General features: G+C 37.6%; 21 protein-coding genes and 3 pseudogenes. 13 read left to right on the top strand and 11 right to left on the bottom strand.

Annotated features, from left to right (window positions below; genetic code table 11):
* Nucleotides 1-38: 38 nt before the first annotated feature.
* From qatD to DV428_RS09300, 7 genes and pseudogenes are all read right to left on the bottom strand, one after another.
* On the bottom strand, nt 39-770 hold the full coding sequence (qatD, locus tag DV428_RS09270) for a Qat anti-phage system TatD family nuclease QatD (RefSeq protein ID WP_046938950.1): 732 nt from the start codon (nt 768-770) through the stop codon (nt 39-41).
* Nucleotides 767-2083, bottom strand: coding sequence for a Qat anti-phage system QueC-like protein QatC (qatC, locus tag DV428_RS09275; protein ID WP_114909519.1), 1317 nt, complete (start codon nt 2081-2083; stop codon nt 767-769). Before qatC ends, qatD begins: the two co-directional genes overlap by 4 nt.
* Nucleotides 2083-2823 carry a hypothetical protein gene (locus DV428_RS09280; protein ID WP_114909520.1) on the bottom strand — a complete coding sequence of 247 codons (741 nt, stop codon included), beginning with the start codon at nt 2821-2823 and terminating at the stop codon, nt 2083-2085. Before DV428_RS09280 ends, qatC begins: the two co-directional genes overlap by 1 nt.
* A 3-nt stretch (nt 2824-2826) precedes the next feature.
* Complete coding sequence (locus DV428_RS09285) at nt 2827-4593, bottom strand: KAP family P-loop NTPase fold protein (protein ID WP_114909521.1); 1767 nt, start codon at nt 4591-4593, stop codon at nt 2827-2829.
* A 417-nt stretch (nt 4594-5010) separates the two neighbouring features.
* On the bottom strand, nt 5011-6861 hold the full coding sequence (locus DV428_RS09290) for a monovalent cation:proton antiporter-2 (CPA2) family protein (RefSeq protein ID WP_114909522.1): 1851 nt from the start codon (nt 6859-6861) through the stop codon (nt 5011-5013).
* Nucleotides 6862-6986: 125 nt separating this feature from the next.
* Nucleotides 6987-8455, bottom strand: a pseudogene (locus tag DV428_RS09855) (surface lipoprotein assembly modifier).
* 89 nt (nt 8456-8544) lie between these two features.
* Entirely contained in the window at nt 8545-9213 is a 669-nt protein-coding gene (locus DV428_RS09300) for a hypothetical protein (RefSeq protein WP_114909523.1), read from the bottom strand.
* A 247-nt stretch (nt 9214-9460) separates the two neighbouring features.
* On the opposite strand from DV428_RS09300, the gene DV428_RS09305 reads away from it, so the two are divergent.
* The 12 genes and pseudogenes from DV428_RS09305 to DV428_RS09355 all read left to right on the top strand — a co-directional run bounded on the left by DV428_RS09305 (nt 9461) and on the right by DV428_RS09355 (nt 21571).
* Complete coding sequence (locus DV428_RS09305) at nt 9461-9913, top strand: DUF441 domain-containing protein (protein WP_114909604.1); 453 nt, start codon at nt 9461-9463, stop codon at nt 9911-9913.
* Nucleotides 9914-10288: a DUF423 domain-containing protein gene (locus tag DV428_RS09310; RefSeq protein ID WP_114909524.1), complete on the top strand. Its 375-nt coding sequence runs from the start codon at nt 9914-9916 to the stop codon at nt 10286-10288.
* Entirely contained in the window at nt 10285-14205 is a 3921-nt protein-coding gene (gene hrpA / locus DV428_RS09315) for an ATP-dependent RNA helicase HrpA (protein WP_114909525.1), read from the top strand. The genes DV428_RS09310 and hrpA overlap by 4 nt, the downstream gene beginning before the upstream one ends.
* Nucleotides 14206-14253: 48 nt before the next feature.
* Nucleotides 14254-14826 (top strand): ComF family protein, encoded by a 573-nt coding sequence (locus DV428_RS09320; RefSeq protein ID WP_114909526.1) that lies wholly within the window; start codon nt 14254-14256, stop codon nt 14824-14826.
* Nucleotides 14827-14830: 4 nt separating this feature from the next.
* Nucleotides 14831-15382, top strand: coding sequence for a hypothetical protein (locus DV428_RS09325; protein WP_114909527.1), 552 nt, complete (start codon nt 14831-14833; stop codon nt 15380-15382).
* A 354-nt stretch (nt 15383-15736) separates the two neighbouring features.
* Nucleotides 15737-15826: pseudogene (locus DV428_RS09860) on the top strand (DUF3418 domain-containing protein); the annotation flags it as partial.
* 256 nt (nt 15827-16082) lie between these two features.
* Nucleotides 16083-17609, top strand: coding sequence for an ammonia-forming nitrite reductase cytochrome c552 subunit (gene nrfA / locus DV428_RS09330; protein WP_032827254.1), 1527 nt, complete (start codon nt 16083-16085; stop codon nt 17607-17609).
* A gap of 76 nt (nt 17610-17685) precedes the next feature.
* The gene (gene nrfB / locus DV428_RS09335) at nt 17686-18336 is read left to right on the top strand and encodes a cytochrome c nitrite reductase pentaheme subunit (RefSeq protein ID WP_114909529.1); all 651 of its coding nucleotides are present in this window, start codon (nt 17686-17688) and stop codon (nt 18334-18336) included.
* Nucleotides 18333-19010: a cytochrome c nitrite reductase Fe-S protein gene (gene nrfC / locus DV428_RS09340; RefSeq protein ID WP_005631011.1), complete on the top strand. Its 678-nt coding sequence runs from the start codon at nt 18333-18335 to the stop codon at nt 19008-19010. The genes nrfB and nrfC overlap by 4 nt, the downstream gene beginning before the upstream one ends.
* Nucleotides 19007-19972, top strand: a complete 966-nt coding sequence (nrfD, locus tag DV428_RS09345) for a cytochrome c nitrite reductase subunit NrfD (protein ID WP_114909530.1) — start codon at nt 19007-19009, stop codon at nt 19970-19972. The genes nrfC and nrfD overlap by 4 nt, the downstream gene beginning before the upstream one ends.
* Nucleotides 19973-20072: 100 nt before the next feature.
* A pseudogene (locus DV428_RS09350) lies at nt 20073-20482 on the top strand (transposase).
* A gap of 264 nt (nt 20483-20746) precedes the next feature.
* Complete coding sequence (locus tag DV428_RS09355) at nt 20747-21571, top strand: class II glutamine amidotransferase (RefSeq protein ID WP_114909531.1); 825 nt, start codon at nt 20747-20749, stop codon at nt 21569-21571.
* Between the two features lie 56 nt (nt 21572-21627).
* On the opposite strand, the gene DV428_RS09360 is transcribed toward DV428_RS09355, so the two are convergent.
* The 4 genes from DV428_RS09360 to bcp all read right to left on the bottom strand — a co-directional run bounded on the left by DV428_RS09360 (nt 21628) and on the right by bcp (nt 23944).
* Nucleotides 21628-22401 (bottom strand): energy transducer TonB, encoded by a 774-nt coding sequence (locus tag DV428_RS09360; protein WP_114909532.1) that lies wholly within the window; start codon nt 22399-22401, stop codon nt 21628-21630.
* A gap of 9 nt (nt 22402-22410) precedes the next feature.
* On the bottom strand, nt 22411-22854 hold the full coding sequence (exbD, locus tag DV428_RS09365; protein ID WP_114909533.1) for a TonB system transport protein ExbD: 444 nt from the start codon (nt 22852-22854) through the stop codon (nt 22411-22413).
* Between the two features lie 3 nt (nt 22855-22857).
* Nucleotides 22858-23310: a TonB-system energizer ExbB gene (gene exbB / locus DV428_RS09370; protein WP_005627854.1), complete on the bottom strand. Its 453-nt coding sequence runs from the start codon at nt 23308-23310 to the stop codon at nt 22858-22860.
* A 166-nt stretch (nt 23311-23476) separates the two neighbouring features.
* A complete protein-coding gene (gene bcp, locus DV428_RS09375; RefSeq protein ID WP_065246641.1) occupies nt 23477-23944 on the bottom strand; it encodes a thioredoxin-dependent thiol peroxidase in 468 nt (155 codons plus the stop codon).
* A gap of 101 nt (nt 23945-24045) precedes the next feature.
* Here bcp and dapA point away from each other — a divergent pair, with 101 nt between their 5' ends.
* On the top strand, nt 24046-24942 hold the full coding sequence (gene dapA, locus DV428_RS09380; protein ID WP_114909534.1) for a 4-hydroxy-tetrahydrodipicolinate synthase: 897 nt from the start codon (nt 24046-24048) through the stop codon (nt 24940-24942).
* The last annotated feature ends 82 nt before the right edge of the window (nt 24943-25024 follow it).

Below are 25024 nucleotides of genomic sequence, written 5' to 3' on the forward strand. Positions count from 1 at the left end.
ATTGGAAGTAATTGATAATTTTGAGGTAAGCTTATGGTTTATATATGTTTTGAAACTAAGCTAAAGAGATTTTGTCTCAGCATACTTTCAGCTTCTGAAATATTCATCCTCCACATATCTGCCAATATTGCAATGGCAATATCAGCATTCCAAGGGAATAAAGCTTGTGTTTTAAAATTCCCAAAAGGTCCATCAGTTTCAATTAATATTTTTTCTATTGGCATAAGTTGAGCTAAATCATCCCCCTTTTTACTACTTAACATTGCGGGGCCTACAGAAAAATAGCAGCCCATTTCAATCGCTCGTTTTAACTGTTGCTTTGTGCCTGAAAACCAATGAAGGATTGGCAGGTTATCATTTACTTGACTTAATTCATCTAGTACAGCATTTGCACTCATCCTAGAATGTATACTTAAGATTTTTCCGCCAGATTTTGCTGAGCTTCTTAAAATATGGCGAAAGACCTTTAATTGTGTTTCCCAATGTATTTTAAACTCTTTTCCGCCATCCAAACCAATTTCACCCACATAGCGAGTTTGGTTTAATAATGCATCAAACAATTCCAATTCTTGCCAACGTTCATGAGCTAGTTGGGGATGCAATCCTAAGGCGGTACGAATACGAGGACAATCTTTTGCTAATGAACTTGTTCCACACCACGCTTTTGGTGTAGTTGTAACAGATAAGACATAAATATTTTCATCTTTACATCGTTTTGCAACGTATTGTGGATTAGTATATAAATCCAAATGGCAATGCATATCCATCATAATATTTGGTTCTCTATTAAAAGTTGCTCCACTTCATCCAACCCATTTATAAAAACATTTGCAAACTGATTTAATTGTTGAGTGGGTAGTGAACCACTTTGTAAAACCCATTGATTGATGTTGCGATGATTTTTTTGACGAATAGCACTTATTAAAGCAAATAAATCATCTCTTCTGTCCTGATTTATTAAAATTTGCCGAATGTCATTAAATTCATATTGGGCATCATTGGTAATACCAGCATAATGCAATGACGCTCTACGAATCAGACATGGAACACAAACCCCGCATTGTTGATTTTTGCGTTTCCAATGGCTACACGAAACAGTATCAGGGATAATTTGCTTTAATAATGGTAAATTTTTGCATTCTGCTATCATTTGCCCTTTGGTTTTAAATTGATAAGGATTTCTTAAAGTGAAAGGAATATTGACCGCAGTGAGAAATTTTTGTATTTCTTGGATAAAATAAGGGTGAGTGGTACGGGTACTTAAAGTGCCTACTCTGCGTACTGTTAAAGGTGCATTGATTGAAATTACCCCATTTTCAGGAACTAAAATATCAATCTTTTTTTGCGCGACTTCCTGTAATGCATAAGCTGATACAATGGCAAATGCCAAAAAATTTAAACTTCTAGTTCGCATTGTGATTTCAGTGCTTTTTCCATTATTTGAATGAGGTTGTGCAATCGCATTAAATTGGGAAAATTGATTAATATAACCATTTCGGTTAAGTTGCTGAATAATAGCTTGCTGGCGTGATTTATCACCTTTATAAGAATGACTAACTAAAACTGGTGAATGCCCCAACTCCAATAAATCAACTACCCCAATTGCTGAATCTAACCCACCTGAAAATAAACAAACACAGTCCTTATTTCTTAGATCTACCAATTTGGTTCTGCCACTTAATTTATAGGGCTGTGGCGGTAACTGTCCGCCTGCCTGAAAATCAAATTGCCAAATATCACCACTTAAAAAGTGTAAAATCTGTTCTAAATGAACTTTGTTTGCTTGCCAAATATCTGGCTGGCACAATGGTAACGTGATAGAAAAGGAACGACACCAGCCATTTGCAGTATCTTTTCGCAAAATAAAAGTATCTGCTGCTGTAACTGCCATTGCAATAGTTAGAAAATCCATTACTTGATTATTGAGTTCAACACCTAATCTTCTTACTCTATCCAAAACCATATTACCAATATGAGCGATTTGTAGACTTTTATCACCCATACCATAAAGACGAATAGGTAAAACACCATTAGGCAAATTTTTTAATTGCTCAATATCGTGGTGAAAAAATAATTGATTCATCAATAATTCTCCCATTCTTCCCAAATTTCCAAAATAACTTGGTTTTGAATTTCTTGCATTTGTTCGGTTGTTAACTGACAAACATCATCCGTAAATTTAGGGGCAAGCGTAATATCCACCACCTCATGAACTAATTGTCTCAAATCATTTTCAACATTTGAAATTTGAACAAGATCGCCACCTTTATTCCACGCCTTACCAGCATCGTGTACAATTTGCAGAAAAATACTTTCGGTTAAATAACAAATCATCATTTTACCAATGACTTCAGTGGTAATGCTATTTTCATCAAAAGTTGTCATTCCTTCCAATGCTTCTGATAAAGCAATATTCATTGCAGAACGAATTTTGTCTGAATCACCGTGATGACCAGCCAAAAGTTCGGTAATTTGGTTGATGGCTTCATCGCAAGGCTGACCATTTAAACTATGTAAATTAACCGAATATTGTTGCTGCTGGCTGCCTGAAAAAATACCAAATAAACCCGAGCCTGCTTGGGTAATTTTCCCCAATTTTTGGACAGCTATATGCTTACCACCACTGGCTTTTCGTGCATAATGCCCAAGTGCTTTACGGACATCATCACGCCCACCGCTTCGTACAGCCCTACCGATTGCTTGACGCAATCCCTTTAATCTCTGTGGGTCTGGTGTTTGTAACGATGTCTGACTATCATCAACCCAAGAGGGCAATAGAGGCGAACGACCATTTGGCCCTACGCTAGATTGTGAAGTACCCATTGCTTACTCCTTGTACCAAGTTTCACTTTTTAATCTTTTGTTCAACCACGGATAGTTAATGTCTTTATTTTTCAATTCAGCAATAAAGCGAGTTAAAATTTTTGCACCGTCTTCTGAATTTGCCGCTAGCAAACAAGCCCCCATAAAACCATCTGGGCTTTTATCCCAATTATCCAGTTTTCTTAATTGTTCAATCAATGCTTCCATAACGGAGATTTGTTCATCAATTGTTAATCCCTGAATAGCGTTCTGAGTATTTTGTGAGCCTGTTCTTGATTTAGTTACAAGTAAAATACTTAAAACATCTTGGGCTTTTTGAGAAAGTTGAGCAGTGTAAGTATTTAGCGGAATGGTTTCTCTAGATAAATAAATTGCTGCTCGTAAATTAACATCAGATAATTTTGGCTCTAATTTTACCCATTCTTTGATAAATGTTTGAATGGATTTATTTTCGGAGAGCATTGATAAATTTTGCTCATTGTTCTTTTCAAGCCCTTTTAATAATTCAGAGTTACCATCTTCTTCATTGATACTCTGATAAAATTTTGTTACCACATCAGAATCCACGCATCGCTCAAAAATAACCAACTTGGTAATAATCGCTTCATCTAATGACATTTGACGCTTGTTTGCGATTTTGGTACGCATTTTAATGGTATTTAAAATGCGTTTTACAATTCTAGGATTACCGTGAATATTAGGTGAATTTGCTAATAAAGGCGCTACTCTGTTTGCGCGTTCAAAATCTGACAATAGAGCTTGATTGTGTTGCTCTTCAATAGTTTTGGCCACTTCTTCTGGATTTAAAGATTGACTTTTCCAAGATTGTTGCAAATGAGTTTCTAAAAATTGGCGTAAGCTTGCTAATTTTCCGGTTGGTACTTTTTGATGAATGGCGTACAGCATATATAAATACGCACGAATTTCAAGCACACCTGCTTTGGGTACACGAATAGGAATCTGTATGAGCTTATCCAAATAATCAATTTGATGACGATACGACAAATCTTTGTAATGCTCCGCAACTGAATGGCGAATCATTTCCTCGTCGGCCGCGATAATGAATGCCGTCCGATTTAAAAACAAAAATAAACGAATCGCCTCCAATGTCTGAATAGCATTAGCAGGCAGACAACGGTCAAGATTATCAATTACAATAACCAGCTTTTTACCTAAATCCTGTAATATTTCGCTATATTCTTTTCTAAACTCATCTATTTGTTGTGGTGGTGTTTGTTTCTCTTTTGGCTTGATAAGATTTTTCCCTGAATCAACAAGATTTTTCCCTACTTCTACAATTTGCTTACTTTCTGTTTCATTTTGAACACCATCCAATGATTCTTTTGCTGTTTCAAATGTTTTGGAAATTAAGCCAAAAGTTGGCACTCCTGCAGCCAACGCAGCTCCTTCGGCCATTAAACCAAGCAAACGCAAACCATTAATTCTCGCAAATAAGTTTTTGGATTTTTTCAAGATGGTTTCTTCATCTTTGGCGGCCTGAATCAAATGGCTTGCAATAGTTTCCAAAAGCGCCGCTCTGGCATCATCAAATCCCTGATAGAGCCAAGCATCAAATTTAATTATAATCCACTCATCAGGCTTGATTTGTTGCTCAATCAAATTTAACAAAGAGGACTTACCTGCTCCCCAGTTACCAAAAATACCTATTGAAACTGGTAGCATAGCCTCAGATTCCAATATTTCAGTAACAATTTGGGATACCTCACCAAAATTGAGATAGTCTTCTTTAGATTCAGTATCTGACCACACTAAATTACCCTTATTTATAAAAATATAGATTTTTATATACTAACACATTTTTCAACAAGCATTTTTAATGTTTTTATAATGATAAGTATATAGAAGGTATCAAGATTGATGGATGAATTATCGAAATTAAAAGATATTAGGAAAAGGGATGGAAGTGGAATAAAACAAATTAAACTACTATAATCGACCAGCTTTTCCTTCTTTCAAGGATTTTATAGATAAACATTGTCAATTTGGTATCTCATAGCAAGCACATTGTGTAAAAAGTGAATGACTAAAACCTAATTATTTGATTTTAAATAACTTTATGATTTACATTTTACTATAAAATAGAAACAACCATTTTAATTCAAACCAACTCAAAACAAAAAGGAAGCAATTTGCTTCCTTTTTTAGTTGAAATGTATTGAAAGAATTTTAAGAATTATTATTTGACGTTTCTTCAGATTCCTCAATCAATATTCCTGCTGTTTCATCATTTAGCGCTTGAGCATCTACATGAGGTTTAATAAATGGTTTTGGCGTCCAATATTTTTTTAAGATTTCATTAGAAAAACCATGTAGAACTTCCTCATTTAGACGTTCTTGATCCAATGCTCGTACTTCTTTAATAACTTCATCAGCCTCAATCTTATCAATGCCAAGTTTCATTAGTGTTGCTTGGCTAAGTGCAATGGCGGATTCAAAAGTTTCACGCACAATAAAATCCACATCTTGCTTAATTAGGCTCACCGTCGTTTTTCTATCATAAGTGCGGGTTAAAATCGGCAAGTTTGGATAAGCCCCTTTAAGTTGGCTCACAATCGTTTCAATGCGATCTGTATCATTAATACCAATCACCACACATTTAGCTTTTTCAATTCCCGCGGCGTAAAGTACATCCAAACGAATACCATCACCATAATAGACTTTAAAACCAAATTTTGCCGCAGCACGGATATTTTCTATATTACGATCAATCACTGAAACGCTGATGCCTCGGATTAATAATGTTTGACATACGATCTGGCTAAAGCGGCCAAAACCAATTACAAGCACGTTATCTTCTAAATCATCAATAGGCGACAGATCGCTCGTATCTGGTTGAGTCGCTAATTTTCTCTCTCCAGATTGCGCTAATTTACGAGTAATTTGTGTAATAAATGGAGAAAACAACATGGAAATAATTACCGCTGCAGTAAAAGTGGCATTTTCATGGTTGCTCATTACGCCTGCTGTTGTTGCGGCAGAGAAAAGTACGAAAGCAAATTCACCACCATGCGCCAAAAGTGACATTCTTCCCACTGCTTCCCTATGTTCTAAGCGAGTAATTCGAGCAACAACATACACAGAAAGTCCTTTACCAATAATATAAAGGAATACAATTCCGAGTAGTAATAACCAGTGATTAAACACTAAGCTCAAATCCAATGACATGCCCACGCCCATAAAAAACAGGCCAAGCAATAGACCTCGAAATGGCTCGATATCCGCTTCTAATTGATGACGGAACGAAGACTCTGACAGCATAACGCCTGCTACAAATGCCCCCATTGCCATTGAAAGTCCACCTATTTCCATGGCTAATGCTGCGCCAAGTACAACTAATAAAGCCGCCGCTGTCATCATCTCTCGAATATGTGCTTTAGAAATTAATCGGAATAATGGATTCATTAACCATTTACCCGCGACAATCAAGCCGATTACCGCCCCTAATGCGATGCCGATTGACATCCAATCGGTATGAGTGCTTTCTTCAGAATGAGGCGCAAGAAACGCCACTGATGCCAATAATGGCACAATAGCAATATCTTCAAAAATTAAAGTCGAAATAATTCGCTGACCTTTAGATGTACTGGTAATACAACGTTCTTCTAACGTTTGCATCACAATCGCGGTTGAAGAAAGTGTAAATCCCATACCTGCTATAAACGCCACTTCTTTCGGTAAATCAAGTAAATAAATCCCCGCAAAAGTAAGCAGAACACCACACAATCCAACTTGTAATAATCCCCGCCCAAAAATTGCTTTTTTCATAGACCAAAGCCGTTCAGGGTGCATTTCAAGCCCAATAATGAACAAGAACATCACGACACCCAATTCAGCCAAATGCACGACTGAAGCCGGCTCTTGAATAACACCGAATACTGAAGGACCAATCATACAACCAGCCACTAAATACCCTAGCACACTACCAAGCCCTAGGCGTTTAAATAACGGCACAATAGTCACGCTCGACGCAAGCAAAATTACGGTTTTAATCAGATCTGAATCAGCAAGATGGGACATTAATAGCTCCAATGATGAAATGGAATATAATTGTATTCTAACTAGTTTCCTTTAAATAAAAAAGTGAGCATATCTCATATTATGCTCACTTTAGAAATGGATAAACCTAAGTTCAATTAATTAACTTAAAATGTCTTTTCAAACAACATATTCACATTCTTCTGAGTGTAAGAATACATTTCTGGAATATTGCTATCTTGTTTACGCCAGCTTAGTTGGAGTTTTGGTGTAATTCCCCAAATATGCCAGTCGCGTTTCCATAGGGATAAATTTATGCCGTAAATTTTATCTTCTCGACGTTTTCCAAAAGAAAACAAATTGAGATTACCAAGTTTGGCAATATCTTTAAATTCACGTTTCATTATGGATAAGCCGAGACGTGAGGAAATACCCCAATTCCATTCTTGTCCCCAACCTAAACGTAGGCTTTTACTGTCTGAACCATATTGACGAACCTTCGTTCTTTCTGCCATAAAATCAGAACCGAGATAGAAAAACTGTTTCGGTGTTCTTGCCCAAAGTAAGGTTGCGGAAATCAGTTTGTTATTACCGTTTTGTGATGTACTGTCTAAATAACGTTGTTTTGAAAACTCTCCCGCCGTAAAAAGTTGCCAGTTTGGACTTAACCAGCGAGAAAATTCCACCCTTGCCCCATTAGACCAACGGTAACTTTCGCCGCCATACCAACGTTTTTCATAAAAAGGTTTAATGCGGAAATTTTGCTTCGCGGTTTTATGTGCATAGCCAATAAAAGTGCGGTTGGAAATATCATCAAATTCATGATTATCCCAATAGCTCTTTCCCCCAAACTCATTGCCCACCGTGAGGTAATTAGAGCTCCATAAATTAAAATCTCTCGAAATATCGAGTGAATACGCCAAACCGTGGCTGTTTGTGGCATCATCGATTCCGAACGTGTTAAGGTGCCACCATTATTTAATACGACCGTTTTGCCCTCACCAACATTATTGACATTGGTATCACGCACATAATTAAAAGAAAAATCCACATTCCAGCTATCACGTTCTTTTAAAGCCTCTAAATAAGCATCCATTAAACGCTTAACTTGAGGCGGTAAATCCTCTGCGGTTTGTGCTTTTTCAAATTGGTCTTTAGCAGCCCCATCTTGTTTTTGATTGAATAAAGCGATAGCCAGTTCAATTCGCACAGGGTTTAAATTTGGATTTTTCGCCAAAATTTCGCGATATTTATCAATGGCTGCAGTATAGTTTTCCGTTAGCGCAGCCAATTTTCCTTCCGCAAAGTGTTCCATAATCGGGTCACGATTTGGAAAAGTGCGGTAAATTTCCAGCAATTTTTTTATCATTTCTGGATTGCGTGCGTAAATGGCACGAGTTAATAATTCGTGGGTTAAAACTGGGTTTTGTTTAAGTTGCTCAAGGGTAATTTGAATTTGTTCGACTTGCTCTGTGCCTAAGGGCGGTAAATTTTGTTCGCGTTTTTCAAGTTTGGCGACATTAATTTGTGGTTCAAGTTCGGTTTTAATTGGTGTTTGACGAATATCTAGTGCCGTTGTTTCTGCTAAAGCAAGAGCGGGGAAAAGTGCAGTAAAAAAGAAAGCAATACTTTTCATAAAATGAGTAACTTTAAGTAAATATTTATAAACAAACAATAAGTTGAAAAATGGCGGACAAAAATCCGCCAAATATTGTTTTATAACGATTATTTAGGTTGTTTGGTTGCATCAAAAAAGGCTTCATAGCCAAAAAGATATTTTGTTGCACCATCTTTGCCTTCAAAGCTTGGATAAAAACCATCCTCTATTGCGCGTCTAGAATTATACTCCACACGTCCAACTATATCACCATTTTCTGAAATAGTAGCAGAATACTTACCGTCAGCATCATCCCCAAAATCTACATGACCATCTTTCACTTTATTTTCTATAATCTCTTTTTCTCTCAACTGAATGCTACCTACGGTTTTACTATCGATAGTTCCCGACATTTTAAATTTATCAGAAGAATTTTTTTGAACATTAAGTGTAACATCACCGTCTTCATCTGTCGTCGTTTGTGCGTATCTTTCCTCGTCAGTGTTACTAAGCTTAACTTTTGCAAATACTTTACCTTTATAAGTTGCATCAACTAAATCGCTAGATTTACCATCTACTACAGCTCGATAAAACAGCTTTTTAAGATCATCGTATGAAGATGCCGCTGGTTGAGTTGCTGCTGGTTGAGTTGCGTCTGGTTTAGCTTCTGCTGGTTGAGTTGCTGCTGGTTGAACTGGTGTTGGACGAGCATCTGCAAAATTTGAAGTAGATTTACAAGCAGTCAAACTTAGTGCAATACACATCGCTAATGCGGTTGTTTTTAACGTTGGTTTCATAACTTTTCCTTTAATATAAAGATATAGACTAACGCTTTCATTGAAATCATACTGACTACATGATGCCTCATTAACAATGAATTTCAATAAAAACGCCCAGTATGATAAACAAAAAAAAAAGACAAATGAAAATTATTAACACTTGTTGATTCTAAATACAATTTTCTAAATAAATGGCGTATACAGTCATTCCATGTATTTTCATGATAGAATGCCCCTTAAAATTTTTTCACCGCACTTTTTAAGTATGTCGTTACAATTCAATATAATCGCCTTGTTATTGGTGATTTTAATTATTCTCGGGTTACTCAGTCACAACAGCGCAATTACCATTTCTGCTGCTGTATTACTTATCATGCAGCAAACTTTTTTATCTTCACACATTCCTTTGCTTGAAAAATATGGCGTTAAAATTGGTATCATTATTTTAACCATTGGGGTTTTAAGCCCCTTAGTTTCAGGGAAAATTCAGTTGCCTGATTTATCAGGTTTTCTTAGTTGGAAAATGGCACTTTCCATTTCCGTTGGTGTGCTTGTGACATGGCTTGCCGGCAAAGGTATTCCTTTAATGGGAGAACAACCCATTTTAGTCACTGGCTTGCTTATCGGCACAATTATTGGTGTAGCATTTTTAGGTGGAATTCCCGTTGGCCCACTTATTGCTGCCGGTATATTAGCTTTACTTTTAGGGAAAATTTAAATGAAAAACAAATACCTTACTCTTGCCGCTTTAAACGGATTCTTCTGTGTCGCACTAGGCGCATTTGCAGCTCATGGCTTAAGCCATATATTAGAAGCCAAAGCATTATCATGGATTGATACGGGTTTAAAATATCAAATGTTCCATACTATTGCAGTGCTTGCCGTTGCATTATCTGCTTTACGTGACAATAAATTCGCCCGATTATCCATGTCCAATTGGTTAATTGGAACCTTATTATTTAGTGGAAGTTTATACACACTCGCTTTCGGAGCAAGCAATGTAATAGTGTGGATTACGCCTATTGGCGGAACGTTATTTTTAATCGGATGGATTAGCTTAGCTTACGGAAGTTTCAAAAATAAATCGCTATGAAAAACAGATCGGTAAAACACGCATTAACACCTTTACAACAATCTCTTTTTTCTCAATTAAATGACATCATGTTGGTGGATCAACGCCGTTTATCCGCCCGCATTCATGGTATTGGAAAAATTAAAAGCCAAGAGGCTCAACAAGCTGTTGCCGCAGAAATCCAGCTACAGATTGAACAGGCTCAATTACGAGTAGAAAATCGTAAAAGTGCGGTGCAAAATCCGATTGTTTTTCCAGAGAGTTTGCCCGTTAGTCAACGCAAAGCAGAAATTCAAAAACTGCTTTCTGAACATCAGGTCATTGTGGTGGCAGGGGAAACCGGTTCAGGTAAAACCACCCAATTGCCGAAAATGTGTTTGGAATTAGGTTTCGGCAATTTGGGCATGATTGGTCATACTCAGCCTCGCCGTATTGCCGCTCGTTCGGTGGCGGCGCGTATTGCTGAAGAGTTGAAAACGGAACTTGGAGATTTAGTGGGATATAAAGTTCGTTTTAATGATCAGATTAGCGGCAACACCCAAATCAAGTTAATGACTGACGGGATTCTGCTAGCAGAAATTCAAAACGATCGTTTTCTCAATCAATATTCTTGTTTGATTATTGATGAAGCCCACGAACGTAGCCTAAATAACGATTTTATTCTCGGTTATCTGAAACAGCTGTTGCCACGTCGTCGTGATTTAAAACTTATCATCACATCCGCGACTATTGATGTGGAACGTTTTTCTAAACACTTTAACAATGCCCCGATTATCGAAGTCTCGGGCAGAACCTATCCTGTTGAAGTGCGTTATCGTCCCGTAGTGGAAGAAGACGATCAAGATCAGCTACAAGGCATTCTCAACGCAGTGGATGAACTGCAAGCAGAAGGCCGTGGCGATATTTTGATCTTTATGAACGGTGAGCGAGAAATTCGTGATACCGCCGAAGCTTTACAAAAACAAAATCTAAAACACACGGAAATTCTACCGCTCTTTGCACGTCTTTCTGCGCAAGAACAAAATAAAATTTTCCATCCGAGCGGATTAAATCGCATCGTGTTGGCGACCAACGTCGCAGAAACCTCATTGACCGTGCCAGGCATTAAATATGTGATTGACCCAGGTACTGCGCGAATTTCCCGTTATAGCTATCGCACCAAAGTACAACGTTTACCGATTGAACCCATTTCACAGGCATCTGCTAATCAGCGTAAAGGTCGTTGTGGTCGTGTGAGTGAAGGGATTTGTATTCGTTTATATTCGGAAGAGGATTTTAATTCTCGTCCGGAGTTTACCGATCCTGAAATCCTGCGCACTAACTTAGCCTCCGTTATTTTGCAAATGACGGCATTGGGTTTGGATGATATTGAAGCTTTCCCGTTTGTTGATGCACCGGATAAACGCCATATTCAAGATGGCGTGAAGCTATTGGAAGAATTAGGTGCATTTGAAATTGTTCGCACCAAAGCGGGCGAGAAGCGTCAATTAACGGCTGCAGGTCGTCAATTATCGCAACTCCCTGTGGATCCACGTTTAGCGAAAATGTTGTTGAGTGCTGTCTCACAAGGTGCGTTGCATGAAGTGATGATTATTGTTGCCGCGTTATCCATTCAAGATCCACGTGAACGTCCACAAGAAAAACAGCAAGCTTCCGATGAAAAACATCGTCGTTTTGCCGATAAAAAATCAGATTTCTTGGCGTTATTGAATCTTTGGCATTATGTGCAAGAACAGCAAAAAGAATTAACAAAAAACCAATTCCGTCGCCAATGCCAAAAGGATTTCTTAAATTATTTACGTATTCGTGAATGGCAAGATATTTATCATCAAATTCGTTTAACCGTCCGTGAAATGGGCTTGCCGATTAATTCCGAAAAAGCAGAGTATCAGCAAATTCATACCGCACTTTTAAGCGGTTTGCTTTCTCATATCGGTTTAAAAGAAGCGGAGAAACAACAATATCTTGGCGCACGTAATGCCCATTTTGCAATTTTCCCCAATTCTGTGCTTTTCAAAAAACAACCGAAATGGGTGATGGCGGCAGAGTTAGTGGAAACCTCCAAACTTTGGGGGCGTATGGTGGCGGAAATCGAGCCAGAATGGATTGAGCCACTTGCCGAGCATTTGATAAAAAAATCCTATTCTGAACCTCGATGGTCGAAATCTCGTGGCGCCGTGATTGCAGATGAAAAAGTCACGCTTTACGGTGTGCCGATTGTGGCTGGGCGACCAGTGAATTACGGTACTATTGATCCAACGGCAAGCCGTGAGATCTTTATTCAATCTGCCTTAGTGGAAGGGGATTGGAATACCAAACATAAATTCTTCAAAGAAAATCAACGACTCGTTCGAGAAGTGGAAGAGTTGGAACACAAAAGCCGCCGCCGCGATATTTTGGTGGATGATCGCACGCTTTTTGAATTTTACGATCAGCGTATTGGCACGGAAGTAGTTTCCCAAAAACATTTTGATACCTGGTGGAAAAAGGCGCAGCAAAAAGATCCTGAATTGCTTAATTTTGAACGTTCATTCTTGATTAATGATGATGCGGAACAAGTGAGCAAGCTGGATTTTCCGAATTTCTGGCATCAAGGTAATTTGAAACTCAAATTAACTTATCAATTTGAACCAGGTAGCGATGCGGACGGGGTGACCGTGCATATTCCGTTGCCGTTGCTCAATCAAGTGGAAATGACGGGTTTTGACTGGCAAATTCCAGGCTTGCGTGAAGAATTGGTGATTGCGTTGATTAAATCGCTGCCGAAATCTTATCGTCGTAATTTTGTACCTGCACCTAATTATGCCCAAGCCTTTTTAGGGCGTGCCGTGCCGTTGGAAAAACCGTTGTTGGATACGTTGATTTATGAATTGCGCCGCATGACGGGTGTCTCCGTAGAAGCGGAACATTGGAATTGGGAACAAATCCCAAGCCATTTAAAAATGACGTTCCGCGTGGTGGATGAAAACGGCAAGAAAATCGCCGAATCCATGAATTTGGACGAGCTGAAATTTAGCTTAAAAGATCGTGTGCAAGAAAGCATTTCTGCTGTAGCAGATGATGGCATTGAGCAAAGCGGGCTGCATATTTGGAGCTTTGCAGATTTACCACAATGTTACGAACAAAAACAACGTGGTTTTAGCGTCAAAGCGTTTCCAGCTATTGTAGATGAAAAAGATGCGGTTGGTATCAAACTGTTTGAAACAGAATTTGAGCAAGCAGTAGCAATGCAACAAGGTTTGCGCCGCTTATTGTTGCTCAATGTACCGTCACCGATTAAATATCTGCATGAAAAATTACCGAATAAAGCTAAATTGGGTCTGTATTTTACTCCGTTCGGTCGTGTGTTGGATTTGATTGATGACTGTATCGCTTGTGCGGTAGATAAACTGATTGCCGATTTTGGCGGTTTTGTGTGGGATGAAGCAGGCTTTGAAAAATTACGAGATTTCGTGCGAGAAAACCTTAACGAAGTGACCGTGGATATTGCGCAGAAAGTAGAGAAAATCCTATCCCTTAACCATGCCTTAAACCAACGTTTAAAAGGCAAAATGGATTTCACTATGGCCTTTGCATTTTCCGATATTAAGGCGCAATTAAGCGGGCTGATTTATCTAGGTTTTGTGCAAAAGAGCGGTTATGATCGCCTACCGGATTTACAGCGTTATCTGCAAGCGGTAGATAAACGCATTGATAAACTGGCTCAAGATGTAAATCGCGATCGTGCTGCGATGCTACGCGTGGAACAGGTACAACAAGCCTACCAGCAACTTCTTGCCAAGCTACCAAAATCCAAACCGATTTCGGATGAGGTAGCGGAGATCCGCTATATGATCGAAGAATTGCGAGTGAGTTTATTTGCCCAGCAGTTGGGGACGAAGTATCAGGTGTCGGAGAAGAGGGTGTTGGTTGCTTTAAAGAACGCATTTGAATTGTGATATTAGTCAGATTATACTTTTGTGAGTATTTTTAGGAGGCTTAGATATATGACAATAGAATTAAAAGGGAATTGGAATCAGGGTTTTGCGTATGATAACCATATAGTTGAAAGTACATTTCTAGGTTATGATGAATATAACCATGAAAAATTTGATAATTCGCGAAGCGCAATGGGGGAACTGGTTTATCAACTTAAGTATCGAAATGATATTAGCAAAGTAGGATTTATCATTGAATTACTGTTAAATGGTTTTTCAGGTTGGGATTATTTTGATTACATTATCCCAGCTCCTTTTTCTCAACAGCGAGTAAATCAACCTGTTGTATTAATATCACAGGAACTATCAAATAGGGTTAATGTTCCTTTTTTACAGGCTTTATATAGGGATACTGTAGCGGGTATTCCTTTAAAGAATATCAATGACAGGAATGAAAAATTAGATTTGTTAGTTAAATCAATTAAGATTTTGAATAATGATTTAATTAAAGGAAAGAATATATTACTAATAGATGATCTTTTTAGAAGTGGTGCTACATTAACAGCATCGACTGATATTTTATTAAAAAATGGTGCTAAATCTGTTTGTGTATTAGCAATGACTAAAACAAAGAGAGGGTAAGTTTATGTGTACTATTTTTATTTCTGGTTCTAGGAATGTTAAATCTTTAAATATAGAGATTCAGGATAGACTAAATAATATATTAGCTAATAATTTTCTTATAATTATTGGAGATGCTAATGGTGTAGATAAAGCTGTTCAGCAATTTCTAGTAGAGAAGGGATACCATACAGTTGAAGTATATTGTTCTGGTAATAGTTGCCGAAATAATTTAGGTAATTGGAATTCTAAGTATATAGATGTTAAAGCTAAAGGTAGATTGTTTTATGAGGCAAAGGATAAAGAAATGGCACAAATAGCAGATTATGGATTTGTTATTTGGGATGGAGGGAGTATAGGTTCATTAAATAATATTGCTGAGTTAGTTTCTCAAGATAAAAAATCCTTAGTATATTATTTGCCTAAGAGAGACTTTGTAATAGTAAAGTCAAATGAAAATTTAAAATCATTACTAGAAAATAGTACTCCAGATTTATTAAATAAGATTAAAGAAAAAGGTTCTTTTTATCTAAAAAAATGTATCAATAAACAAGAAGAACTACATTTTAGTAGTTAGTTCTCCCACGATAGTACAAGTATCCCCCCAAGATAGCGTAAGCGTCCACGCTTGTGCTTATGTGCTCCAAGCGAGGACGCTTGAACCACCGTTTGTTTTTTTAAAGTGCGGTCATTTTTTCAACCTCAAAAAACACTTTCAAAATCCATCACACTTTTGCTTATCGAAACCCCACATAAATCTTCTTTCCTAATCCTTCTGCAATACGTTGTAAAAAGGCAAGTGATAGGTTGTGGTTGCTGATTCAAAACGGCTGATGGTACTTTGGGCGATGCCGTTTTTTTTCGGAAAAACCGTTTTGGATGAACTACTATTATTGGCGTAATTTAATGAATAAATTTGATACGTGATAGAAAATTACCAGTCAGTTTATTTGCGCAACAGCTAGGAACAAAATATCAAATACCGGATAAAAGAATAGAAAATATTATTAGTCAATGTTAATGATAATAATACTCAAAATTAAGGCGGTATAAACCGCCTTAATTTATTCCAAATAATGCATACCTCTTTGTAAGTATTTTAAGAAATAATGTTGATCAATCTCACATTTTTTAATTCTGCGAGTAGAAAAACTTTTTTCTTTTGGTATCTTACGCGCGAATGAATCTATATCCACATATTCTTTGTGGGATTAAGAATAATTCTCAACTTTCTATTTAACCTAACTTTTTTTATTACAACAAATGGAGTGATTATCGTGAACGCATTCAAAAAAAGCCTCATTGTGGCAGCGTCTTTCGCGAGTTTAAGCTTATTTAACTCAGCGGTAGCTGATATGGTTTATAAGCCATTAGAACAACCTGTTGAACCAGTAAAACCAGATTTGAAAATTGAATCTGTAAATGAAAAATTTGCAGAAAAATATCCAAATCAATATAACAGCTGGCGTTCAACTGCAAACGGCAACGGCGAAAAAATTATTTATGCCGATGAAGAAAACCCACGCCTAATTGTACTTTGGGGCGGTTATGCGTTTGCAAAAGAATATAACGCACCACGTGGTCACTTTTATGCGGTAACGGATGTACGTAATATTCTACGTACTGGTGCACCAAAAACTGCAAATGATGGTCCACAACCAATGGCATGTTGGACATGTAAAGGCCCAGATGTTCCACGTTTAATCGCGGAATGGGGTGAAAAAGATTATTTCAATGCGAAATGGGCAAAAGGCGGTCCAGAAATCGTGAACTCAATCGGCTGTGCTGACTGTCACGATACGACCTCTAAAGATTTTGCAGAAGGCAAACCTGCATTACGTATTGCTCGTCCACACGTATTACGCGCGCTTGACGCTTTAGAAAAAGCAACTGCTGAAAAAGATAAAGCAGAAGGTCGCCCACACAATAATTTAAGTTTCAACACTGCAGCTCGTACTGAAAAACGCGCTGAAATCTGTGCAAACTGTCACGTTGAATATTACTTCGCAGGCGATATCAAACAAGTAACCTTCCCTTGGAATAAAGGTCAAACCGTTGATGATATTGAAAAATATTACGATGAAATCGGCTTCAGCGACTGGACTCATAGCCTTTCTAAAGCACCAATGTTAAAAGCTCAACACCCTGACTTTGAGATTTGGTCTTTAGGTATGCACGGTAAAAACGGTGTAACTTGTGTAGACTGCCACATGCCAAAAGTACAAGGTAAAGACGGTAAAGTTTATACTGATCACCAAATCCAAAACCCATTCGATGCATTTGACCGCACTTGTGCAAATTGTCACGATCAAAGCAAAGAAAAATTACGCGATATCGTCACTTCACGTAAAAAAGAAGTGAAAGATGTAATGGGTCGTTTAGAAGAGCAAGTTGTTAAAGCTCACTTTGAAGCGAAAGCTGCTTGGGATGCAGGTGCAACTAAAGAAGAAATGGAAGCGGCATTAATGGATATTCGTCATGCTCAATGGCGTTGGGATTATGCTGCAGCAAGCCACGGTGGCCATATGCACGCACCTGAAGTCATGCTTCGTGTATTAGGTTCTGGCTTAGATAAAGCGGCTGATGCTCGTACTAAACTTGCAGCAATCTTAACTAAACACGGTGTGAAAACTCCAGTTCAAATCCCAGATATTTCAACAGCTGATAAAGCGTGGAAAGTAATGGGGATTGATATCGAAAAAGAACGCAAAGCTAAAGAAGAATTCTTAAAAACTGTGGTACCACAATGGGAACAACAAGCTAAAGAAAAAGGCTTATTAGTTGATCCACCAGCACAAAAATAAATGAAAAATCCACCGCACTTTTAAGTGCAAACTGAAAAGTGCGGTGATTTTCAAGGTCAAATTTGAGGTAACCCAAATGAATTTAACTTCTTTAATCAACAAATCTGCAAAAGCGTTAGCGTTAAGTGCGGCATTTGTAGCTGCGCCATTTTTGGCTCATGCTGGTGATGCACAAAAACCTGCGGATCATTTTACTTATGAACCGCAATTAGATAACCAACGCGATCCAAATCAATATTGTGCTAAATGCCATAAATTTGACAAAGTAGATAAAAACCAAACTGTAGATCAGTCTGGTGGCGAACTCCACTTTGGTAAATTCCATGGTGCACACTTAGATAAGAAAAATCCAAATAACGGTAAAGCAATTACTTGTGTAAGCTGTCATGGTAACATTTCTGAAAACCACCGTCGTGGTGCTAAAGATGTTATGCGTTTTGAAGGGGATATTTTCGGTAATAAAAAACCGATGTATTCAGTTCAAGAACAAAACCAAGTTTGTTTTGCTTGTCACCAACCTGACAAACTTCGTGAAAAACTATGGGCGCATGATGTACACGCAATGAAATTACCTTGTGCAAGTTGCCATACTCTTCACCCTAAAGAAGACGCAATGAAAGGTATTCAACCAAAACAACGCGTTAAACTTTGCGTAGATTGCCATGGTGAACAACAAAAACGTAAAGCAGAACAAGATAAACTAACCGAACAAAAGGATAAAAAATGACAGCCTGCTCACGCCGAAACTTTGTTTCCGGCATGGGGGCAGTGATCCTTATGACGGGAACATCTTTACCTTCTTTTGCGAAAGAAGACAAGGCGGATAAACCTAAACGTTACGCAATGATACACGATGAAAATTCGTGTATCGGCTGTACAGCCTGTATGGATGCATGCCGTGATGTAAACCAAGTGCCAGAAGGCGTTTCTCGCTTAGAGATTCTACGCAGTGAACCTTACGGTGAATTTCCAAATCAGGAATATGAGTTCTTCCGTCAATCTTGCCAACATTGTACAAACGCACCTTGCGTAGCAGTTTGTCCAACTGGTGCATCTTTTATTGATAAAGAGACTGGTATTGTAGATGTACATAAAGATTTGTGTGTAGGCTGCCAATACTGTATAGCAGTTTGCCCATATCGTGTACGTTTTATTCATCCAGTACATCGTACCGCAGATAAATGTAACTTCTGCCGCGATACAAATTTAGCTAATGGTAAACAACCAGCTTGTGTGGAAGCTTGTCCAACCAAAGCATTAACCTTTGGGGATATGAATGATCCAACAAGTGCAGTTTCACGTAAAGTGAAAGAAAAACCAGTTTATCGCACTAAAGTGGAACTAGGTACACAGCCAAACTTGTACCACATTCCATTCCAACATGGGGAGCCTAGAAGATGACATTAGATTATCCAGTTCCATTTCATACGCCTAATCTAGTGTGGGATTCTACCATTGCGATCTACTTGTTCTTATTAGGGATCTCATCTGGTGCGGTACAGTTAGCAATTGCGTATAAACGCAGTAATAAAATAGAAAATCTAAGCCAAAACTGGATTATTCGATCTGGGGTAATTTTAGGGTCTGTACCAACATTAATTGGTTTAACTCTATTAATTTTCCACTTGGCTCGACCTTGGATATTCTGGAAATTGATGTTTAACTATCAATTTAACTCCGTAATGTCGATGGGGGTCATGCTATTCCAAATCTATATGTTGTTTTTAGTGATTTGGGGAGTGGTGATTTTCAAAAAAGAAATCGAAGCATTAATTAATCGCTTTATGCCAAAACTGCAATTTGTGATGAAACTCATCGGTATTGCAGAACGTCTTGCAAGTCCAGTCGAAGTTGTTCTTTTCGTATTGGCTGCAGTGCTTGGTGCATACACAGGGTTCTTACTTTCTGCATTGATCAGCTATCCAATGTTAAATAACCCAGTATTACCAGCATTATTCTTAGCTTCTGGTACATCATCTGGTATTGCTGCAACCTTCTTAATTATCTTGATTGCAGGAAAATTAAAAGGTGATTCTCACGAATCGCACTTCATCCATAAATTTGAAGTACCAATTATGGTAACAGAGCTTGGTTTACTTGTGTGTTTCTTCGTTGGCTTACATTTTGGTGGTGGCCAAAAAACAGTTGCGTTACATAATGCATTATCTGGTTTCTGGGGTGCGGTATTCTGGATTGGGGTATTCTTTATTGGTATCTTGATCCCATTAATCGCCAATATGTTTGTTAATGACCGTTTAAAATACAACCGTAACTTTATTATCTTGGTGTCAATTTTTGACTTAATTGGGGTATTCTGTTTACGTTTCTTTGTTTTATATGCGGGACAATTAACAGTGGCATAAATCAGAATTATGTGTATAAGAAAGGCGTATTAATAAATACGCCTTTTTTCTTGTTTAAATAAGGAGCTGACGTAGATTAGCAAGTGCACTAGTCTATAAAATGAAGATAACTCATTGTAAATTAAAGAAATCTATACAAAATAAGCTACTTGAATTTTTTGTATTAAAAGTTACAGCCCGAGCAACGGCTTATTTACTAGGTCTCCACGCCAATTCAGCGATTTTGTTTTTCCGAAAAATTCCTAAAGTCATTAGCTATCATTTAGCCATTGAAGCCGATGAGTTTTTTAATGTGAGCAAATTTCACCACGAACGAATCAATCATTCCGAACTATTTGCGGTGAAACAAAACCACATAAATGGAATAGAAAATTTCTAGAGTCAGGCGAAGAAAATACTCCGAAAATATAATGAAATTGACCGAAAAAACTTTCTTTATTCTTGAAGGAATGTAAATTTCGGTTTAACTTTATAACACCAAAAGAACAGCTTAAAATATTGCGAAAATAGTTCGGTATTTAGCGGTAATCTACGTCAGCCCCATTTCTTTTTATCAATATTTATTACTTTAATTTTCAAATCCTATTTCTTTGAATAACTCTTATTAGAAATAATCGGTAATGATTTCTGGAAAATAGTGTGTTAACTAAAAGAATCATTTCGAAGAGACCTAATACCTACATAACATGAAAAATCCATAGAATCTCTATTGATATTCCTTTCGTAATGGTGTTAAATCACTCATATATTGTGAGGTTATATCTTATTTAAATTATGTGTCAATTACTCGGAATGAATTGTAATACGCCGACGGATATTGTTTTTTCTTTTGAAGGTTTTCGTCGTCGTGCTGGTTTAACTGATTGTCATTCAGATGGCTTTGGAATTGCTTTTTTTGAAGGGCGTGGAGTGCGTATTTTTCGCGACAATCAAGCTGCTAGCCTTTCCCCCATCGCTGATTGTGTGAAGCAATATAAAATCAAGTCTTTGAATGTCATTGCGCATATTCGTAAGGCGACTCAGGGTGAAGTGAATATTGAAAATACTCATCCGTTTATTCGTGAAATTTGGGGGCAAAACTGGGTTTTTGCGCATAATGGTAATCTGAAAAACTTACCAGACATGACAGAACATTTTTTGCAGCCAATAGGTTCTACAGATTCTGAAGCTGCTTTTTGTTATATGGCGGAATATCTTAAAAATACTTTTCGTAAAAAACCGAGTGAAATGGAAATTTTTGAGGCTATTCAAAAAGTAACAAAAGAGCTTGCTCAACACGGCACATTTAATTTTATTATCTCTAATGGCGAATGGATGATAGCCCATTGTTCAACGAATTTACATTATGTCATGCGACAAGCGCCTTTTGGTAAAGCACACAGAATTGATGATGATGGTGTCATTGATTTTAGTGATTATGCAAAGGAAGGCGATAAAGTGAATATCATTACAACCTTTCCATTAACCAAAGATGAAAATTGGACAAAAATGGAAAATGGTGGATTTGTATTTTTTAAGAATGGGGACAAAATTGCTGAAGTGGTAGGTACTCCGAAAGAAGCGATTGATGATGGTACCTTAGGTAATCGAGTAGCTTAATTAAATCTAGCCAAATAAAAATGCGGTTAAATTCAAAGAGAATTAACCGCACTTTTTTATTGAAGCGTAAAACTAATTGGCACATTTAACCCTGAAGGGAATCCTGAAGGTCTTGCACCGACCGGTCTTGCGCTGTTAACTGCTTCTAATGCTGCATTATCTAGGCTTTCATCACCTGATGATTGAGTAACGCGAGCACCACTTAGTGAGCCATCAGGGCCTACATTGAAGGATACGCTGACTTTACCTTGCTTACGCATCATTTTTGCGCGAGTAGGGTAACGTTTATGACGTTCAATTTCACGACGAATTGCGGAGCGATAGGCTGCCATTTCGCTTGTGTCGGTTCCACTACCTGCTACTTGTGCATTGCTATTGGTGGCGCCAGTTGTAGTCGCTTTAGCATTCACGTTTGCACTTGAATCAATATTTTTATCACCTTTTGGTAGATCTTTATTGATTGGTTTTTCTTGTGGTTTAACGTCTTTTTTCGGTTTATCCTTTGGCTTTTCTTTAGGTTTCTCTTTTGGTTTTGGCTTTTCTTTTTCTGGTTCTTTGATTTTTTGTGGTTCAGGTTTCACTGTTGGATCTTCCACAACCTCTTGTTTTTCTGGTTCTGGCTCTTTTTGTACATTTTCTGGCTCAGGAGCAGGTTCTTCCATCACCATGCCTTGCACCATTTCCATGGAAATACTTGTGGATATTTCGCCTGGTGCGCTATTGGCGCTATCACTTGGCTTATTCCAACTCCATAAGATTAACCCTACAACAATGCTGTGCACGATCAAAGAAATAAGCAAACCTAATAGCGAACGTTTTGTTTGCTGCATAATTATTCCTTAAGGCGTCGTTGGCACAGATTGAGTGGGTGCAGATTCTTGAGGATTTTTACCCGCACTTTTACCCTTATCTTTCATAGAAACAATAGCTACATTTTTGATCTCATTTTTAGAGAGCATATCTGTAATGGTCACAAAATCTTGGAAAGAGGCTTCAGCATCAATTTTTAATGTGACTTTTTGATCTTTGTTCCATTGGGCAATTTCTGCTTCTAGGGCTTCTTGCGTAATAGGTCTATCATTGAAATAGAGTTGTTTATCCGCTGTCACAGTCAATAATTTAGCAAGCTCATCAGCTTTAAATGCAACGGCTGTACTGGCTTTAGGTACGTTAACTTGAATTTTACCTTGAGAGATAAAAGACGCAGTGATAAGTACTACAGCAAGTAACACCAACATAATATCAATGAAAGGGATAATGTTGATTTCATCGAATTTTTTCACGGACTATTCCTTATCTTTTTGTTCGTTTAACACTTTCCATTTCAAACGATTAACTTCAACTTTACGACCTAAACCGTTATAAAACACCATCGATGGAATAGCCACAAGAATACCCAATGCTGTCGCTTTTAATGCTAAAGATAAGTGCATCATAATCACGCCGGTATCAATTTCACCACCGCCATGACCGATTTGATAGAACGTTAATAAAATCCCGATAACTGTACCAAGCAAACCAACATATGGTGCGTTTGCACCAATAGTAGAAATCACGGTCATATTGCGATTTAAATCGATATCTAATGCGTGAATGGTGGAATAGTGTGCGACGTTTACCTTTCTTAAGAAAAGATAACGTTCAATTACCATGGCTAGCATAATAATGCTCATCAGTAATAATAAACCGATGATAAAGTAGTCACTATACTGTTGTAAAAAATCAAAAAGCTGCATCATTTTTTTCTGTCCTTATTATTTGAGAAATATCTTGGGAATATAATTGAGAATTAATTTCAATCAAGATAAATTCTAGCAAAGGCGGAATAACGCGTAAATATCGAACTGAAAAAATAATGAATTTTTACCGCACTTTATATAGAAAAGTGCGGTAATTTTTGAAGGGTTATAGGGATCGAAGATAATCAACGATAACTTGATGATGTTCTGTTGTTTTGAATTTATCAAATACGTGAATAATTTTTCCGTTTTCATCAATTAAAAAACTAATTCGGTGAATACCATCGTAAGTTTTACCCATGAATTTTTTCTCACCCCATACGCCAAATTGTTCTGCAATTTTGTGATCAGGATCGGAAAGTAGTGTGAAATTAAGTGCTTTTTTCTCAATAAATTGAGCTAATTTTTTCGGTGTGTCAGGGCTAATACCAAGTACAACTAAACCTAATTCATCTAATTCTGATTTACTATCACGCAATCCGCATGCTTGCGTTGTACAGCCAGGCGTGAGTGCTTTCGGGTAAAAATAGACTAACACTTTTTTACCGCGAAAATCATTTAAAGAAACAGGTTGTTCTTGTTGATTTAATAACGTAAAAATGGGTGCTTGGCTACCAACGGATAATGGATTCATAAAAAGCTCCTTTGATGAAAAAATATTTGCAAATTCAAGTTATTTTAGCGACTATAACGAGCCATACCAAATAATAAAATTAAAAAACCAACGGAGGTTCTATGTCAGCACAAAATCCTTTATTTTCAGGCAGTATTGTTGCACTTGTTACACCTATGAATAATTACGGCGAAGTAGATTTCGCTTGTTTAGAAAAATTGGTGGAATATCACATTGAGGCAGGCTCTAATGCGCTTGTTTCTGTGGGAACAACAGGTGAATCAGCAACATTAAGTATTGAAGAAAATGTAAAGGTTATTGAGAAGACGGTTGAATTTGCCAAAGGTCGTATTCCTGTGATTGCTGGCGCAGGCGCAAATGCGACAAGCGAAGCAATTACAATGACTAAATTATTACGCGATAGCGGCGTTGCTGGTTGTCTATCCGTTGTACCTTACTACAATAAACCAACTCAAGAAGGAATCTTCCAGCATTTTAAAGCCATTGCCGAATGTACAGATTTACCGCAAATTCTTTATAACGTACCAGGTCGTACCGGTAGCGATATGAAGCCAGAAACTGTTGCTCGTTTATCGAAAATCAACAACATTGTTGGTATTAAAGAAGCAACTGGAGATATCAGTCGTGTCACCAAAATTAAAGAACTCGCAGGTAAGGATTTCATCGTTTTAAGTGGTGATGATGCAACGAGTTTGGATGCGATGAAACTCGGTGCAGAAGGCGTGATTTCTGTAACGAATAACTTAGCACCAAAAGATATGGCGGATATGTGTCGCTATGCCCTTGCGGGAGATTTTGCTAAAGCCGAAGCAATTAATGCTCGCTTAATGCGTTTACATCATGATCTCTTTATTGAATCAAACCCAATTCCTGTGAAATGGGCAGCTTATCGTTTAGGTTTAATTAAGTCAGCACATTTACGCTTGCCATTGACGGTGTTAAGCGAAGAGGTTCAACCAAAAGTAGAAGAAGCACTAAAAATCGCAGGATTATTATAAAAATCAGGGGTAAGTCATTACCCCTAAACTTTTTGCATTATAGGCTGTCGAAGTGCGGTCAAAATTCATAAAGTTTTCAATT

The organism is Haemophilus haemolyticus (assembly GCF_003352385.1).
In the GTDB taxonomy this organism is placed as follows: Bacteria; Pseudomonadota; Gammaproteobacteria; order Enterobacterales; family Pasteurellaceae; genus Haemophilus; species Haemophilus haemolyticus_I.

Bases quoted from the DNA above. Each gene is read 5' to 3' on its own strand.
- qatD (WP_046938950.1), bottom strand. From the start codon at position 770: ATGATGGATATGCATTGCCATTTGGATTTATATACTAATCCACAATAC.
- qatC (WP_114909519.1), bottom strand. From the start codon at position 2,083: ATGAATCAATTATTTTTTCACCACGATATTGAGCAATTAAAAAATTTG.
- DV428_RS09280 (WP_114909520.1), bottom strand. From the start codon at position 2,823: ATGGGTACTTCACAATCTAGCGTAGGGCCAAATGGTCGTTCGCCTCTA.
- DV428_RS09290 (WP_114909522.1), bottom strand. From the start codon at position 6,861: ATGTCCCATCTTGCTGATTCAGATCTGATTAAAACCGTAATTTTGCTT.
- DV428_RS09300 (WP_114909523.1), bottom strand. From the start codon at position 9,213: ATGAAACCAACGTTAAAAACAACCGCATTAGCGATGTGTATTGCACTA.
- DV428_RS09305 (WP_114909604.1), top strand. From the start codon at position 9,461: ATGTCGTTACAATTCAATATAATCGCCTTGTTATTGGTGATTTTAATT.
- DV428_RS09310 (WP_114909524.1), top strand. From the start codon at position 9,914: ATGAAAAACAAATACCTTACTCTTGCCGCTTTAAACGGATTCTTCTGT.
- hrpA (WP_114909525.1), top strand. From the start codon at position 10,285: ATGAAAAACAGATCGGTAAAACACGCATTAACACCTTTACAACAATCT.
- DV428_RS09320 (WP_114909526.1), top strand. From the start codon at position 14,254: ATGACAATAGAATTAAAAGGGAATTGGAATCAGGGTTTTGCGTATGAT.
- DV428_RS09325 (WP_114909527.1), top strand. From the start codon at position 14,831: ATGTGTACTATTTTTATTTCTGGTTCTAGGAATGTTAAATCTTTAAAT.
- nrfB (WP_114909529.1), top strand. From the start codon at position 17,686: ATGAATTTAACTTCTTTAATCAACAAATCTGCAAAAGCGTTAGCGTTA.
- nrfC (WP_005631011.1), top strand. From the start codon at position 18,333: ATGACAGCCTGCTCACGCCGAAACTTTGTTTCCGGCATGGGGGCAGTG.
- nrfD (WP_114909530.1), top strand. From the start codon at position 19,007: ATGACATTAGATTATCCAGTTCCATTTCATACGCCTAATCTAGTGTGG.
- DV428_RS09355 (WP_114909531.1), top strand. From the start codon at position 20,747: ATGTGTCAATTACTCGGAATGAATTGTAATACGCCGACGGATATTGTT.
- DV428_RS09360 (WP_114909532.1), bottom strand. From the start codon at position 22,401: ATGCAGCAAACAAAACGTTCGCTATTAGGTTTGCTTATTTCTTTGATC.
- exbB (WP_005627854.1), bottom strand. From the start codon at position 23,310: ATGATGCAGCTTTTTGATTTTTTACAACAGTATAGTGACTACTTTATC.
- bcp (WP_065246641.1), bottom strand. From the start codon at position 23,944: ATGAATCCATTATCCGTTGGTAGCCAAGCACCCATTTTTACGTTATTA.
- dapA (WP_114909534.1), top strand. From the start codon at position 24,046: ATGTCAGCACAAAATCCTTTATTTTCAGGCAGTATTGTTGCACTTGTT.